This is a genomic window from Corynebacterium singulare, assembly GCF_000833575.1.
Lineage (GTDB): Bacteria > Actinomycetota > Actinomycetes > Mycobacteriales > Mycobacteriaceae > Corynebacterium > Corynebacterium singulare.
Map to the genome: position 1 here is coordinate 236,871 of NZ_CP010827.1, position 16,519 is coordinate 253,389.

Sequence of the window (16,519 nt, forward strand, 5' to 3'; positions counted from 1 at the left end):
GGCTTGTCAGGTGAGTGAAACAGGTGTGGCATGAACTCTAAATTTCGCCTTCTTCTACGTCGCTGCCGACGATGTCGGCGATCAGGTCGGACAATTCTCGGACCGTTGGATGGTTGAATACGTCACGTATGGAGATCTCTACTGACATTTCTCGACGAATCGAGTTAGTAAGCCGCACGGCCGTGAGCGAGTCGGCACCGATGGTGAAGAAGTCATCGTCGATGCTGATCTCCTTGGGCCCGAGGAGATCTTGCAAGATGGTAATGATACCCGAATCTCGGTGATTACGAGAGCGTTCCCTTGTTTGTGGTTGTTCAAAGGTTTTTCCTTCTAAACTCTTGCGATCAATCTTGCCGTTCCAAGACCGTGGTAGCCCATCAATGCGTGATATCACGCGTGGACGCATATAGGCAGGGAGAGACTCGGCGAGGTGGTTATTGAGTGCTGCCATGTTAAAGCCCTCATGCGTAACAACGTAGAGAACAATGCCATGGTCGTTGACAGCGACGCAATCGCGGAGTTCGTTGAATTTTCGTGCTGTTGACTCGATCTCACCGAGTTCGATGCGGTAGCCGTTGACCTTAACCTGACCGTCCTCGCGCCCCAGGAAGATGATGTGACCAAGGTGATTGTAGAGGGCCTTGTCGCCCGTGCGGTACATTCGTTCGCCGGTGCGGGGGTGGGTGATGAATGATGCTGCGGTCTTCTCTGGGTCCTTCCAGTACCCCATGGCCAGGCCACGTCCGGCAATGTAAAGGTCTCCCGGCACATGCGTGGGTCGGGGGTTCAGGGCCTCATCGAGGATGTACATTCGCTGATTTGCCAGCGGCGTTCCATAGGGAATGCTGGTACGCGAGGCATCATCGACGCCTACCTCGTACCAGTTTGACCATATCGATGCCTCGGTAGCACCCCCAGCAGCGAAAACTGTGCAGTCCCGGAAGAGGGTGCTGACCTGGTAAGCGATATTTACAGGTATCCAATCTCCGCTGAGTAGTGCCGACCGTACGGAGGAACCAATGAGGCTCCGTTCGCGGAGGTGTTCCACGTACATCGAAAAAAGTGCTGGCACAGAGTTCCACAGCGTCACCGAGTGCGTAGTTACGGCATCTGCCCAGCACTGCGGATCACGTTTGTCTGCTGGAGATGGCAACACCAAGGTAGCACCCCGCGCGAACATCCCGAAGATGTCGTATACCGATAGATCGAAGTTTAGCTCTGAAATCCCCAATATCCGGTCGGTCGGAGTCACCCCGAGGCGTTCGTTGACATCGACAATCGTATTGACCGCCGACTCGTGGGTGATGGCTACTCCTTTGGGAGTGCCCGTCGTACCAGACGTGTAGATGACGTACGCAAGCGAGCTGGGTGTCGGACTCGATTCGCTTAAGGCCTGGTCACCTGGCCGATGCCGGGCGACATCGGCCAGAGTGATGACTGTGCAGTGCTCGGCTAACGCAGCGAAATCATCGTCCGGATGGTCCATCGCAACAATGGATGCACCCGCATCGTTGATGATGGAAGTGTTACGCCCCACCGGTTGGTCCACGCTCAGCGGCAAGTAGGCGCATCCGGCCTTCATTGCGCCTAGTACCGCTGCGATCTGTTGTGCGGACTTTTCCATCATGATGCCAACGAGATCACCAGGCGCCGGGTCAGTTGCAGCAATAAGCTGGGCCCACTTATCCGACTGCTCATTGAGTTGCTCGTATGTCCATTGCGTGGTGGCGTCTATCACCGCGAGGTTGTCACCATGCTCGGCAAGTCCCTTCTGATACAGCCCCAGTAGGCTCTTATCCGCTCCGGGGAGTTCCCGGTCTGTGTCGTTGATTCGATCTGCGGTGGGCGCGTTGGTCGTCGGAGCTATGGTACTGGTGGGCGCGTTCCAGAGTTCAGGGGACTCTGCGAGGTGCGAGAGAGTGGCTGTAAGGCTGGTGAAAAGCTCCGCCACCATGTCGTCGGGGAAGATCGCCTCGACCGCGTCCATATTCAGCATCAGGCCACCATCGTGTTCATAGACCTGGAGGTCCATCCATACCTGTGGCGTCTGCGATAGGCCATGATCGATTACGCCCAGGTAAGGACTCTGATCTGACTCGGGGTGCTCCACGACGCCCAGGCCACACGTGAAGACCACCGGCATGGTTACCCGAGCACCGCGTTGCTTAGTAAGCATTCGCTGCACCGACACGCCGGAGACACTGCCGTGATCGAGATTGCTGAACATGCGCCTGTGTAGCGCTGCAGCGCGGTCCCGGAACGATGGTGCACACTGGGTATCCACGCTGAGAATAGATAGGCTGGTGAAGTCGCCAACTATGTGGTCAACCTCGGGGGCGAACCGAGTGCGGTCGAACCGGGTCAGGTTGATGCTAAGTCGCGGCTCATCGCTGTACCTCGCTAGGACTTCGGCGTATACCTCGGCTAGGAATACGGCTTCGGTCATCCCCTCCTCACGTACCCGTTGCTTAATACGGCGCCACTTCGCAGCGTCCACCAGGGCGTGGTGGCGGCAAAACTGCGAGGTATTAGCGCCGTTTGTGTCGGTCACCGGCAACTGCGGTGCAGGATAAATAGTATCCACTGCCGATTCCCAGTAGGCTTGGTCACGCTTATGGATGTCGCTGTGTGACAGTTCAATCGTGGCTTCGACATAGTCTTTAAATGAATAGGGGATTGCCGGATCGAGACTGTCTACGCCGTGGTCGTAGGCCTGCTTCCACTCACGGAAAATGTGGAACATGCTCCAGCCGTCGATAAACAAGTTATCGAAACTTAAAAGCAGTCGACCCGCGTCGGGCTCGGCTACGTAGCGCACGTCAAAGCATGGCCACTGAGTGGGATCAAACTTCTGGCGGGACATTTCCTCTCGGATTTCATCGAGAGTATCCTCATTGTCGGCGTTGCCGGAGCGAATGAGGGCAATGCGGTAGCGTGGTACTTCGGGCAACACACGCTGACTCAATCCGTCCTCACACACGACGGTGCGCAGCATGGGATGGCGTTTAATCAGGGCATTGAACGCGTCTTCCACTCGCTCCGGGTCTAAGCAGGCAGTGGACATTTCAAAGTAACAGTGGCTGGAAACGTCGCCGAGTTCGATGGCTCCAGAGCTGCCGATGAGATAGGACTGCTGCACCTCAGTCAGCGGGAACGGAGCGTACTGTTCAGACCCGTGAACAATCTTGGGAAGATCCGATTGCTGGTGGGGGACTTCGGCTATCTGGTCAATTCGGGCGGCCATGTCGCGCAGCAACGGAACGTCAAAGATATTCTCTAACGGAAATTCCACGCCAAAACACTGTTCGATGGTACGGCGCAGGCGTGTTGCTGTGAGAGAATCACCACCCAAGCGAAAGTAGTCTGAGTTCACGTTGGAGCTGGTGTGCAGCAGCTCATCCCAGATATCGATGAGCCGTTTCTCGGTGGCGGTGTGCGGAAGTTCGGTGACAGCGGGCTCGTTGTCGAAGTATTCCGGCACTAATGCTGTGAGCGCTTTGCGGTCAATCTTGCCGTTGCTGGTGAGTGGAAACTTCGCTAGCTCCAGGATGCGTTTCGGTAGCATGTACTCCGGAAGGCGGGTGGCCAGTAGGTTTGTAGCCTTGGCATAGTCAGAATCGCATAGTGTGACCGATTCGTTGGAACTAGCGCGTTCGGCGATGATAAGCGCCGTCGTTTTAGTGATCTCTACATGCTCTACAGGTTTCCACCCAGTGCGCTGCAGGATTTCTTTCCAGCTGCGGGCGCTGAGTAGTACTGTACCGGTTTCGGCCCGAGCGTCCGTGGTATTGTTGGCAATAAATGCGGCGGTGATATCGGACATCGGGGAGGGGGCAGTGGGCTCTACCACCACCATCGTTGCTCCAGGGGCGCTGAGGCCCCAGGCCTCACAGAGCGTTTTCTCGATGTCCTCGCTCTGGTGCAGCGTCTGGTTGCACAGCACCAAGTCCGCCTTCGTCACTGCCTCCCCAGGAGTCGGTTGGGGCGTGCTAGTGACTCCGAGCTGGCGGTACGTGAAGGTGTTACCAACACGTTGTCCGGCATGTTCGAGGTGATGACGATAGGGATCAGCGAGCACGTATGCGCTCGTCCCCGCGATAGCCGCGTAGTCCGCAGAGGCCTCGGGCCGGCGTGACCCGATCTCAAGAATCTTGAGCTCGCTGGTTGAGTGGGTACTGCATTCACGCACAACCGCGCCGAGGACCCGGTGAACCAACCGACCCAACGGACGGGTTGCGAGGAATTGCTCCACCGACATCGAATCTGGGCTTTGGATGAACTCAGCGATACTGCGCTGCTTCTCCGCCATTACGAAGGCTTGCTCGAAGGGGGTGACAAAACGCTCTAACGCGCCGAACGACTCGTCGTCTAGAAGCAAGTCTGCGGTAGCCGGGTGTTCATCTGCTTTGCCTAGCCATGTCTGCCAGCGATTACGGTGTTCGCGGAGGTGGTTTGGGGTCCCCACGCCGGTGAGTTGCTCCTCCCAGCGTCGCATCACTGAGAAGGCATATGCGGTCTGTAAATGCTCATCGTGCTCGACGGACGTGCGGATGTCGCCCTCGGTCAGCACGTCGTTGACTTTGGCGCGCAATGACGTCGCAAACTGCTCCGGAGTAGTTCGGGCAACATGTGACGGTGTGAACTGAGCAAACGTAACCAAAGATGGTGACGATGATGCACCTTGGTGCGTGATACACACGGCACGCTCTATTGGCAGCAACGCTTCACACGCGGACTCGATCTCGCCGAGTTCGATGCGGTGGCCACGAACTTTGACTTGGTTATCCGAGCGGCCTAAAAACTCGATCGTCCCATCGGCCCAGAACCGGCCCATATCGCCTGTGCGGTACCAACGTGAGTCCTCCGAGATTACGAACTTAGTTTCGGTGAGTCCGGGGTCGCCGACATATTGTGTAGCTACGCCCAGGCCGCCAATCCACAGCTCCCCCACAGAATAATCGGGACAGTCCTGGCCATTGCTGGACACCACCCGGTACATCTGTTTGGCAAGCGGCCGACCATAGGGAATTGAGGTCCACTCGGGTGACACTACATCGAGGTCGAGACCATTGGACCAGATAGATGCCTCCGTCGCACCGCCCATAGCTAATAGGTGTGCCTGCGGGGTAACCGTGCGCATGCGCTCAGGCAGGCTGGTATCAATCCAGTCGCCAGATAGCAGAACATGGCGTATGCTGCTGAGCTTGCCCGGTGTCCGATCAGCCGCAGATAAAAGCATCTCAAACAAAGTAGGCACCGAATTCCAGATAGTTATGCCTAAACTATCCACCAGCGATACCCACTTCTTGGCGTCGCGGCGCGCATCATCTGGGATGGTTACCAGTTCGCCGCCAGCAGAAAGGAGCCCGAAGGCGTCGTACACCGAGAGATCGAAATCAAAGGAAGATACGCTTAGTAGGCGGTCTGTCGGACCAACGCCCAGGCGACGGTTGATCTCGCTAATGGTGTTCCATGCAGCACCGTGGCAAATCTCGACTCCTTTTGGTGTTCCAGTGGTCCCAGAGGTGTAGATTACATAGGCTGGGTCTTGTGGATGCAGCTGCGGAAGATTGGCTGTGCCGGTAGCGCTCGTGAAATCTACTACCTGAACTGCAGTTTCGCTCAGAACCTTATCGGGTCGGTCAGTAATCAGATGCGTTACTTGGCTTGCCCCCAAGAGAGCGGCAATACGAGATTCCGGTTGCTGTAGACTCACCGGTACATATGCTCCGCCCGCCATCATCGCGGCTAGCGCACCAATAATCTGGCGAGGACCACGCTCCACCATCACTGCAATCAAAGCGCCTCGCCCAACCCCGGAATTCACCAAAGCAGAGGCGATGGTGGTGGCTTGCTCTTCCAAATCTTGGTAGGTAATAACGTCGCCGCTTGCACTGCGAATGGCCGTGGCCTGGGGGTGGCACCGTGCAGCGGCAATCACCTCATCGACAAGGGTGGTGTCAGGCAGCCGCCAAGAGGCAACTTCGGCACGTGACGCTCGACGGGCCTGCGCTCCTGGGCTCTCTACCGGGTCTGAATGCGAGAGATCGTCGGTGATTGCCTTGTCAATCTCCATCACTAGGGTGGCGAAGAGATCGTCCAGCATCTTCTCGGGGAACAACTGTTCAACTGCGTCGCAGACGATTAGGAAGCCGTTGACGGTGGTGAAGACTTGGAGGTCAATCCACACCTGGGGGGTCTGGGAGATCATGTAGCTAATCTCTCCGAAGGTATCTATAAACTCTTGGCCAACCAGTGGGTCTCCCAGGTTGCAGGAGAACACCACGGGAGCCAAAACTTGCTCACCTCTGGAAGCACGTAGGTCTCGCAGCACCCGCACCGCCGAATACTGTGAATGTGACGAATCCTCATAGAAAGAGGCCTGTATATCCTTGAGGTCCTCGCTGAAAGTGCGGCGTGTGGACTGATCGATACTGGTGAGTGTCAGGGCGGTAAAGTCTGCGACGACATTCTTTATCGCTGTGTCTGAACCGCGGTTGAACAGAGGTACGGCCATGAGGAATTTTTTATTCTCGCTCCATTGGCCGATGGTGCGGGCGTAGGCGGTCAGCAACACCATTGCTGGGGTAGTAGCGTGGTGTTCACACACCTCACGCAAGCGCGACCAAGTTGCCGAATCGAATGATCGACTGCGGCGTACAAACCGGTGTGCTTGTTCCTCGTTGGTGCCGTGGCTCATCGGCAAGGTTGGGGCACCCGGCAACTCGGAGAGGCGATTGCGCCAGTATGCCTGGTCACGGTCGATATCGGCGACGCCTTCGCGAGCGTGTCCAGCGAGGTAGCGAGCGAAACTCCACGACGGGTCGGCGTCGGGGGCTTCACCGGTGGCGTAATGGTGGGCGAGGTCGTGCAAGATAATTTGGAAACTCTGCACATCGCACACAAGCAGGTCGATATCGAAGTGAATAACTGCTACATCCTGAGGGAGGAGGCTGACTTCTAAAGATACCACATGGCCGGTAGCTATGTCCAACAGTCGGTGCGAAAGGCGTTCGCGCGTGGATAGCAGAGCTTCTTCGCGCGTGGACTCGTCCATCTTGGTGAGGTCATGAACGAGGATGGTGGGGTGGGGCGGCTCTGGCAGCACATATTGCTTGCCATCTTCGGTGTAGCAGGCGCGCAACATCGGGTGGGAACGTAGCAGCGTCAGCCAGCTTTGTTGCAATCGGTCGATATTGATACTGCGGGATTCGACCTCTACGTAGCCGTGGGTGCCCACCCCGCCCAGTTGCTGCGAGGAATTGCGGCCAATCCAATAGGCGTATTGGACATCTGTGAGGTCAAAGGGTACGGAATCGTCGATGGGAGCGGCAAACCCATCTTTGGGGGACTCAATGGCGTCAGTGCTGTGGTTTGGTGTGGATTCTACAAGCATCTTCGCCCACTGCCTTACCGTTGGGGCGCGCATGAAATCTCCAAAGGAGACGCGGTGTCCCTGTTTCATCCAATCAGCGAGCAGACGGACTGTTGGAAGTGACTCCAGGCCGTGGGAGAGCAGGTTGTCGTCGATGCCGATTTCGGCATCTTCGCCGAGGATCTGGTGGAGCGAGGCGAGGAGTTCTTCGCGAATTTGTTCCTCTTTGATCATGGTCTTGTCCTCTCAGCTTTGTTCGGATTCACGGTCAGTAAATTGCGCTGCCGCGAGAGCACGCAGCTTTTTCTTGTCGACCTTGCCGATGTTGATCAGTGGAATTTCGTCGACAGTGATCACCTGGTCCGGCACCTTGTATCGGGCTACGCCTCGGGTGAGGAAATCATCCAGAATGGCGGAGCGGTTAACGCCTGGTTGGGCGACGATGGCTGCAACGGTGCGCTCTCCCAGTGCTCTATCTGGCATTGGGAAGACGGCTGCAGCACTAATGCCTGGAGTTCCAGACAAGAGTGTCTCGACCTCAGAAGGGGAGACGTTTTCGCCCAGGCGATTGATCTGTTCAACCACGCGCCCGTACAGCACCAGGTTGCCGTCCTCGGTAAGGTAGCCACGGTCACCGGTGCGGAAGAAACCATCCTCGGTGAAACAGTCCGGGGTATCGCGGTTTCCTTCGTAGCCGAAGAAAGTATAAGGGCCCTTTTCTAGTATCTCTCCCGGCTCGCCTCCCGGGCCATCGATTACCAACTCGTCAGCATCAGAGATGGGACGACCTTGCGTGCCAAGAATCACCGCTGGAGGGTCATCAATACGCGTGAACGTAGTGATGCCTTCACCCATGCCATAACCCTGGTGGATACGCACACCGAAACGATCCTGTATTGCCTCACCTAAGCCGTCGTTAAGCGCCGCTGCGCCAATGATAATTCGCTCCAAGGAAGAGAAATCTGCGGGAAACCACTCTGCGGCCTCCACCCACACCTCGGCTACCGCAGGAACTAGTGCAGTCAGCGTGACCCCGTGGGTCGCAATGGCCGGAAACGCCTCATCGAAGGCTGCGCTGGTGCACAGAACCACAGTGCCGCCCGAAAGCAAGGTGCCCAGAATCCCGGGCTGAGCTAAGGCGAAATCATGAGAGGTAGATAGAACCGCCAAGTATACCGTATCTGGCCCGACGCCGCAGCACTGTGCCGCCGCACGGGTGTTATATGCATACGCCTCATGTACCCGGGGAATTATTTTTGGCATGTTCGTGGTTCCGCCAGACAAAAGATTCAGCGCAACGCTGCGTGGATCCGGCCACTTAGTAGGCGGAGAACATTTGGTAGAAATCGGGGCAGTGAAGAGACCTGGCAGAACTCGGTACGAGGACTCCTTGTCGTGCGTGGGTCCGTTATCGGCCCACAGTTCTTTGAGTCCGAGCTCGCCGGGTCCCATAGCCTCTACCATGGCTACGGTGTCAAAACCGAGATGGTCGCGGCCACCGATATAAGCAACTGGGTGTAAAGACTCACACAACGCTGCAACTTCGGCCTCTCTATGCGCGGGAAGCAGCAGGGTTGGGATAGCACCCACGCGCATCAGCGCAAGCAGAGTCACCACATACGCTGCGGTGTTTGGCAGTTGCAGTAGCACGTGGTCTCCTGGCGAGAGGCCGCTTTCTCGTAGCTCCTCGGTGAACACACAAAGTGATTGCTCGAGTTGTGCGTAGGTCAGGTGTGCGTCGTCAGCGATGACAGCTACATGGTCCGAATAAATCTCGGATGATTCGAACAGTTCCTGGCACAGGCTTTTTCGGGCCAGGTGGCCGGTGCCTTCGTAATGCTTCAACACACTGTTGCGGTCGATATCGCGCCCTCTCATGCAAACTCCAAATCAATCGTGCCTGTGCCGGAACGGCAGGTGAGGCCGCCGTCGACACCAACGTGCTTACAAATGCTTAATGTCTTCTCACTGGCCGCAAAATCGATGTCGGTTATGTGGGTAATCCCGTTAGGATGCGGGGTGCTGCGATGGGTATCAATGGCAAAGGGGGTCACGAAAAGCGGGATCGCCCAGTCGTCGGGTGACAGACACCAGCAGGCGAGCCGTCTGCCAGCGGGATCCTTGCGGGAGAACGGGATTGTCAGGCTCTTGGTTTGATGAGAATCAAAAATCTCCTTTATGTGGTCAAATTCCTTGCGCTGCGCCTCCAGTACCACCCGTGAGTACCCCTGTGACATGGTGGCGAATCTGTCATAGGAGTCGACGAATTTTCCATTGCCAGTAAGGTGTAAAAGTTGGCGGAAAAACGGTGGTACGTCGGCTCGCTCTCGTATCTCCAGGTAGGGACCCTCGCAGAAATAAATAAGCGCGCTTGCAGCGTTTTTCTGTTGTCCTGGTTCAACGTCAAAGCCGCGCGAACGGAAGTAATTAATTGAGTTCTCTAGGTCGTCTGCTTTATAGATAATGTGTCCCACATTAGCCATTTCGTTGTTCCCTCTCCGTGAAGAACGGAAGTAGTGAGGGTACGTTCTCCTGTAGCAGGCAGGTGGCATGAGAACCGGCCACGGCATGTATCTGCAGGTTGCCGAGCACGGTCGCTGGCCAATCGATGTCTCCGCCTAGGCTCGGGTAAAAACCAGTTACACCTTCGGTAGGCTGCAGTACGACTACATCACCGAAATAGACATCGGGGACGTAGTCGATGGTTCCGAGTAACGAATGCCGGAAGACATCGTATAGGATGTCCAGCATCCCGCGAGTGGACTCGGAGTCTGTGTCGAATTCACGGATGCTTCGGTAGATGAGTTTGCGGCGCGCCCTGGGACTCAACACCGCCATCTTTTGGAAGAATTCCCCGATATCTGCGTATGGGCCTTCAAGGGTACACAGTTCTTCGTCACTGATATTGCGGTTGATGCCATCAAGGGTGTGCTCCAGGGCTGCTGCGAGGGTTTTGAGGTCGAAGTTCGCCCCCATTGCACTTAGGTCAGCGTTGAAAATGCACCCATAGGCGAGCTCACACAGCAGTTCATTAGTGACCCGGTGCGGGCACTGGTGGGTGCTGATGCAAGTTACCTGGCGCACGTCGCGGCCGAGTTCGGTGAGCGCCTTCGCGGTCTCCAGCGCTAACATACCGCCAATGCAGTAGCCGACCAACTGATAAGATTCCATATCCAACTCATCAAGTTCCTGGGCGTAGCTCTGGGCCAGATCCCTGATCAGCGTACGGGTTGTGTAGTCCAGGAATCGATCTGCGTCACCAGCGGTAAAACCAACGTGGGCAATCTCTGGCTGGCGTTGAAGCAGTTCGGGCATCAAGAACTCGTAGTCCTTCAGGCGGCCAGTGCCAGCGTGGATCATCACGCGGCAGAACGTTGCGTCCTTCGGCAATCGGTATACATGCAGATTTGAAGACCCAGTTGGAGAGCCACTGGCTACAGTAGACAGAGCAGTCAGTTCAGGGGAGGTATGATTAGCAGAATTAACGGCTTTTAATGCTTCGGGTTGACAGCTACTTCCTGCAGCCTGTGCTAGCGCGGAAATGCCTGCGATGGTTGGCACCTTGAGTACGCCACGCATAAGGGCGTCCCACGTGTGCTGCTGTAGGCCAGGTATTTCTTGGCGGAGCCGGGTTACCGTTTCGGCCATGAGCAGTGAGTCACCCCCAAGCGCATAGAAGTCATCATTGCGCCCAACCTCCGTGGTGTCGAGGACATCGCGCCAGATAGTCGCTATCTGCTCTTCCGTTTCGTTGCGTGGAGGATCGATCCGGTTGTTGGGGCTTCCCACCGGTTCTAAGCAGAGTTGCGCTAGGGCCTTGCGGTCTACCTTGCCATTTGAGGTTAACGGCAATTCCGGTAGTACATTGACGGAAGCCGGAACCATGTAACCCGGTAGGTGAGCACGCAGGTAGCCCAGAATGTCTTCACTGTTGAGCGTGGGGACATCGTCGTCATCGGCACCAACGATGATGAGTCGTTGCCCGCATTCGCGCAACGGGTCACTAGTGTTTGGGTACTCCGCGATGCGGTGCATCTGGGTATCCCTGAAGACCTGATCCCACTGCGCGTCCTCGATGAACACCTTGTGTGATTCCGCACGGTGGTCCGTGAAATCAACCAGATTCATCTTGATGGACACCGAGATAAGGGCTGCGTAAAGTTCAGTGATCGGCTCTACTATGACGATCACGCCCCCGGGGCGGCGCAGCTGCTTTAAGCGGGTGAATGACTCCTCGATATTTACTGAATTATGCAGTACGTTGGCGCACAAAATGATGTCGTAACCGCCGAACTCTACATCTTGCGATGTGCAGTCTGAGTTCATATCAAACAGGCCATAGGTCATGGCACCACAATGCGCGAACATTTTTTGGGCTTTATGTAGGAAGAATGTCGAAATATCGGTGAAGCGGTATTCGATTACGTTCTCGGGGAGTCGGCTAACAATTTTTTCCGTCGTAGCACCTATGCCAGCGCCGACCTCGAGGATCCTTACCGGATGATCAGCGTGGTGCTCGGCAATGCCGATCACTGCCTCTGCGGCCGCAGCATTCATCGCCTTGCTAATGCGGTTTTCGCCGTAAATGGTGCGGGCGTTATGGGTATCTCCCTCCGGGAAGAACACCTCGGTGGGACTGATCTCTCCGCGCAACTGGGAAAGAAGCGCCTCAGCTGCGTGCCGTTGGTAATTGAATAATTCCTTACTGTTATTGATTTCCGCTTCCATGTTGCCGAACTGATCCCAGGCCTCTCCGAACACGAAGAAGTCCAGGGTCTGTTGGCTGACAGTCCAACCCTCATCATCCTTAGTGGCTAAGCCTTCTCCAGTCAGAATATTGAGCCAACGGGTTATGAGTTCGCGATACTCTTCGGAGGGATGGATCGCCGCGGTGATTTCCGTAAGAGTGTGGTATTTTCCTGCAACGAGGAAAACACCGGCTTGTTGGAAAGCCGCGAGCAAAGCAGCCATCGCGGCTTCGTTTCCCAGCCGCATCCATGTGGCAAATATTCCCGTGTCAAGGCTCGTATCTGCAGGTGTCCAGCGCTGCTCAAGCATTGTACGGAGCTCCGAGTTTCTGATTTGCCCAGCATCCTTGAGCTCATCTTTGTCGCTCTGTGCATCAGTGACGAAAGCATGTAGTTTAATTGGGTCACTGGTTTCCTGGGTGAGTACTATAGCGCGTTCGACGAAGTCGTTGGATTCGAGGACTCCTTCTATCTCGCCGGTTTCCACTCGATAGCCGTTGATTTTTAGTTGATTGTCCCGACGGCCGTGAAACTCGATTACGCCGTCTGGGCGGTAGCTTCCTATATCCCCGGTATCGTACATACGTGTGCCATGCTTTTCGGAAAAGAAAAATTTCTCTGCTGTGGAGGTTGGATCGTTGAGGTAACCGGTGGCTAGGCTTTCCCCGGAAATATGGATTTGCCCTCGCACCCAGTCCGGACACTCATTGCAGGCCTCGTCGAGCACCCACATTCCTTGGTTGGGTAACGCGGTACCATATGGTATGCTAGTTTCATTTGTGTGACAGGTCATCGGGTGGAAAATCGACCATATTCCGCCCTCCGTGGCGCCGCCGAGGCTGATGAGTTCAGCATTAGGGAAGTGGGGTGCAGCATGCGCTGGGAGAGTGCCCGGGATCCTGTCTCCGGACAGCATAACCAGGTCTAGGCTGAGGATGTTCGGGTGACGGGTCACCTCTACCTCTCGCACAAGCATTTGGAACAGTGCAGGAACAGAGTTCCAGGTATCGACGTTGTTATCAACAAGGAAATCGATCCATTTGCTGGGGTTTCGCGATTCCTCGTCTAACGGCAGGACCAAAGTGCCACCGCTTGCGAAGGTACCGAAGATGTCATACACGGATAAGTCAAAGGATAACTTCGATACCCCCAATACCGTGCGTCTTTTATTTCGGCCGAGGAGATTGTTCACGCTATCTATGGTGTTCATTGCAGCCGAGTGCGTAACGACAACACCTTTTGGAATTCCGGTGCTGCCTGAGGTGAAGATGATGTAGGCGGTTTCGGTGGGGGAAACCGGTGAGGCTATGGTGCCACTGTACTGTATCGGGCTGAGAGTATCGACGTTGATGTTGGAGATATCGGTATTTTCTTCGGAGAAATGAGAATTAGTGATGACGTTGGCAGGACGACACGCTTCTATCATTGAACGTTGGCGGATTGCGGGTTGCTCGTGATCGATCGGCACGTAGGCTGCACCAGTTGATACCACGGCAACAGCGGCAGCTATTTGCCATACTCCGTTACCTAGGACGATGGCAATGTAATCTCCGGGACCGACATCAGAGAGCTCATGCTGTAATGCCCCGACGTAGCCAGCCAGATGTTGGTAGCTGTAGGTTTTTCCGCCACACACCAGCGCTGGCTGGTGTGGGTGCTGCTGGACGTTATCCCAAAACCCGTCGTGGAGGCATCGGGTGGTCTGCTGTACGTGGGTTTTGTGAATGCGGTTACGGATGGCGATCGTCTTATCGGGCAAGTGGACTGAATCAGTTTCCTGCCACGCCGAACCGTCGTCGACCAGGCGATCGAGTAGGTCGGTAAATGACTCCCACATGTCGTCGATCAACGCCGGTTCAAAGACGTCCTCTCGCACGTCCCAGTTGACGTTGCAAGAGCCTCCGTCCTGGAATGCCTGACAGTCAATCCATACCTGCGGCGTTCGGCTTACGCCGGAGACAAGGTTGTAGGCCGGACCATTGTTGTGCGGTGTGTCTGCACCCAACGCGCTGGTGAATACTACCGGGATTACCGCGGGCTGCCCGGTAGTGCGGGCTATATCGCGCAACACGTCAACCCCGGAATACGCAGCGTGTGATAGCTCTTCGGATAGCTGCTCCTGGGTTGCGTGCACGCGCTCACTAAAGGTTCCAGTGTGCGGATGGCAAGCATGTAGGGTCATCTCGGTAAAGTCTCCGATAATACGGTTGATTCCGGCAATGGCAGAATCTCGGTTCATCGAAGTGACATTGACGCAAAAGTCACTTGTGGAGGACCAACGGCGCAGTACATCGGCGTAGGCGGTAAGTAGCGTCGCCGAAGGAGTGACGCCGTGAGTGCTTGCTGCGTCGGTGAGCTTTGACCATGCTGCTGGCGAGCATCGCCAGGTACGCCGGGTGAAACGCACCGGCATTTCGGATGTGCGATCGGCTGAGGTCAGCGTCGGCAGTAAGGGTTTGCCGGACAACGAGGGGATGATCTCGGACCAGTACTTTTTTGCATTGGTGCGTGCAGCGAAGCCAGCGGCACTCTGGCTGTGGTGGTTACGGGAGGTGATTATATCCCGAAACGTGGTGTCCTCTAGTTCCGGTAGAACGTTACCTGCGTAGAGAGTTAGAAGTTCCTCGACCATCACCCTCACGCTTACAAAGTCGGCGATGATCATGTCCACCGAAAACTGTAGGATGCTGCATTCGTCAAATTGCAAAAGCTGGAATTCGTGCAGTGGCCAGGTGCCCAACGGGTAGCTACGGTTTTCCAATTTTGCGCGGTGACGAAGATACTCGGCGTCCGGGACATCTGGGTTGTGGCCCGCGAGGTCTACAGCTTGTAGCACCGGCAAACTGCGAGATTTAACCACCTGCAGCGAATCCGGTGGAACGACCACTGCAGAGAGCATGTCATGGCGCTGGATGAGTTCGTGCCAGGCCTGTTCAAGGCGGCTGCGATCAAGGCGTTCCGTTCGTATTTCGGCGTAGCTGTGGCACCCGGTGCCACCCAGATCATAGCCTTCGTTCTGACCGGTTGCGTATGCGCGCTGAATATCGGTCATGGGGAAGGGGGCGAACCGTGCTTGCTCATCATGCGGAACGGCCTCCCGCTCACGCAACCATGCCAAAACCTTTTCCTTATTTGACCTTAAGGCCGCGAGGTCTTCCTCGCGCAAGGAACCCTTGGGTGAACGGTAGTTGAGTCGATCGCCGTTCACCCATAGCGCTATACCGCGGGATTCAAGGTCGTTAATCAGCGCTGTGACATCCATGTTATCTCTCCTGTGTTCCGGTGGTTGGGGTTGTTTCGCTCAATGGGGGAGGTATGAGACTCCCCCAGCGGCCACATCAGACTCTCGAGACTGAGTGGTTCGGCATGCATAGCTGCTTGGACGGTACATGTGGGACCCAGTAATTGTCCGGTGCGCGCCCAGACTGCGCACAATGCCAGGAGGTATTCGGCTTCTTGCGCTTCGTTCTTGGAGCACGCCAACTTGTCATATACTTCGTTCAGAAACTCCGCAATGCCTGCAGGCCAGGTATGGTCGTAGAGGGCGACACGGGTAACGCACGGCTCGATAAGGAGATTCTCATGCAACTGTAGAGTGCTCAAACGATCATCGGCAGCAGTGCTTAGCAAGCCAGCTTGATCTCGTGGGATTGGGGTGTTTGGGTGCCAGATGATGGTTCCGTCAGTCTCGGTGAGCACCAGATTTCCGGCGTGCGTGAAAACAGTTATTCGATGCCCCACGTGAGCGAAATCGTCTGGCTTTTCTGGGTCGTTGTGATTAACCACGCGCAAGCAGAGCGGGGTTTTGCGTATCGAACCGGTGAGCGTAGTGAATATTCCGGTAACTTGGGTGTCGTCATCAAAGCTCCATGGGGTAAAACCGCCGGTAATCCTTCCGATGATATCGAGCGTTGAGAATAGAAAGTGAATGCTACATTCGGCGTCTATGTGGATGATTTTGAACTGCCTGGTTAGTGTTGTTGTGATTTCCAAGTACCGGGATATGGTTGGATTCCAGCGGTAGAAGGTGTTGAGCTTGAACTGCACGTTATTTTTCGCTGCCATCCGGTAGCAATCTACAGAGTCTTTCTTGTGGATCGGGTGCTCCATCACTACATGCTTGCCACGGCTTAAAAACTCTAGGGCGAGCTGCGTGCCGGAACCGCCAACGACGCTAGATCTGACCACCACACAGGCAAGATCAAAAGCGGGGAGATCTTCGATCTTGGTACACAGAGGTACGCCTAGCTGCTCTGCCAGCCGGCGCGACTGTTCGCTGCCCTGAGATAGGATTGCTACCAGCGAAAATTTATCCGCAAGCTTTTTTATCCCGTTGATGTATATACGGCCAAATGTTGTGCCGCATACGACGACGCGTACAGTGTTCATGCGACGG

5 protein-coding genes are annotated in these 16,519 nt (G+C 55.7%); all 5 read right to left on the reverse strand.

Annotation, left to right across the window (positions count from 1 at the left end):
- Positions 1-37: 37 nt before the first annotated feature.
- The 5 genes from CSING_RS01140 to CSING_RS01160 are packed head-to-tail and all read right to left on the reverse strand — an operon-like array spanning position 38 to position 16,512.
- Positions 38-7,609, reverse strand: a complete 7,572-nt coding sequence (locus CSING_RS01140) for a non-ribosomal peptide synthetase (protein WP_042528965.1) — start codon at positions 7,607-7,609, stop codon at positions 38-40.
- Positions 7,610-7,621: 12 nt separating this feature from the next.
- Positions 7,622-9,253 carry an AMP-binding protein gene (locus tag CSING_RS01145; protein ID WP_042528967.1) on the reverse strand — a complete coding sequence of 544 codons (1,632 nt, stop codon included), beginning with the start codon at positions 9,251-9,253 and terminating at the stop codon, positions 7,622-7,624.
- The gene (locus tag CSING_RS01150) at positions 9,250-9,858 is read right to left on the reverse strand and encodes a VOC family protein (protein ID WP_014303369.1); all 609 of its coding nucleotides are present in this window, start codon (positions 9,856-9,858) and stop codon (positions 9,250-9,252) included. Before CSING_RS01150 ends, CSING_RS01145 begins: the two co-directional genes overlap by 4 nt.
- Complete coding sequence (locus CSING_RS01155) at positions 9,851-15,385, reverse strand: non-ribosomal peptide synthetase (protein WP_042528969.1); 5,535 nt, start codon at positions 15,383-15,385, stop codon at positions 9,851-9,853. The genes CSING_RS01150 and CSING_RS01155 overlap by 8 nt, the downstream gene beginning before the upstream one ends.
- A complete protein-coding gene (locus CSING_RS01160) occupies positions 15,367-16,512 on the reverse strand; it encodes a Gfo/Idh/MocA family oxidoreductase (protein ID WP_042528971.1) in 1,146 nt (381 codons plus the stop codon). Before CSING_RS01160 ends, CSING_RS01155 begins: the two co-directional genes overlap by 19 nt.
- Positions 16,513-16,519 lie beyond the last annotated feature (7 nt).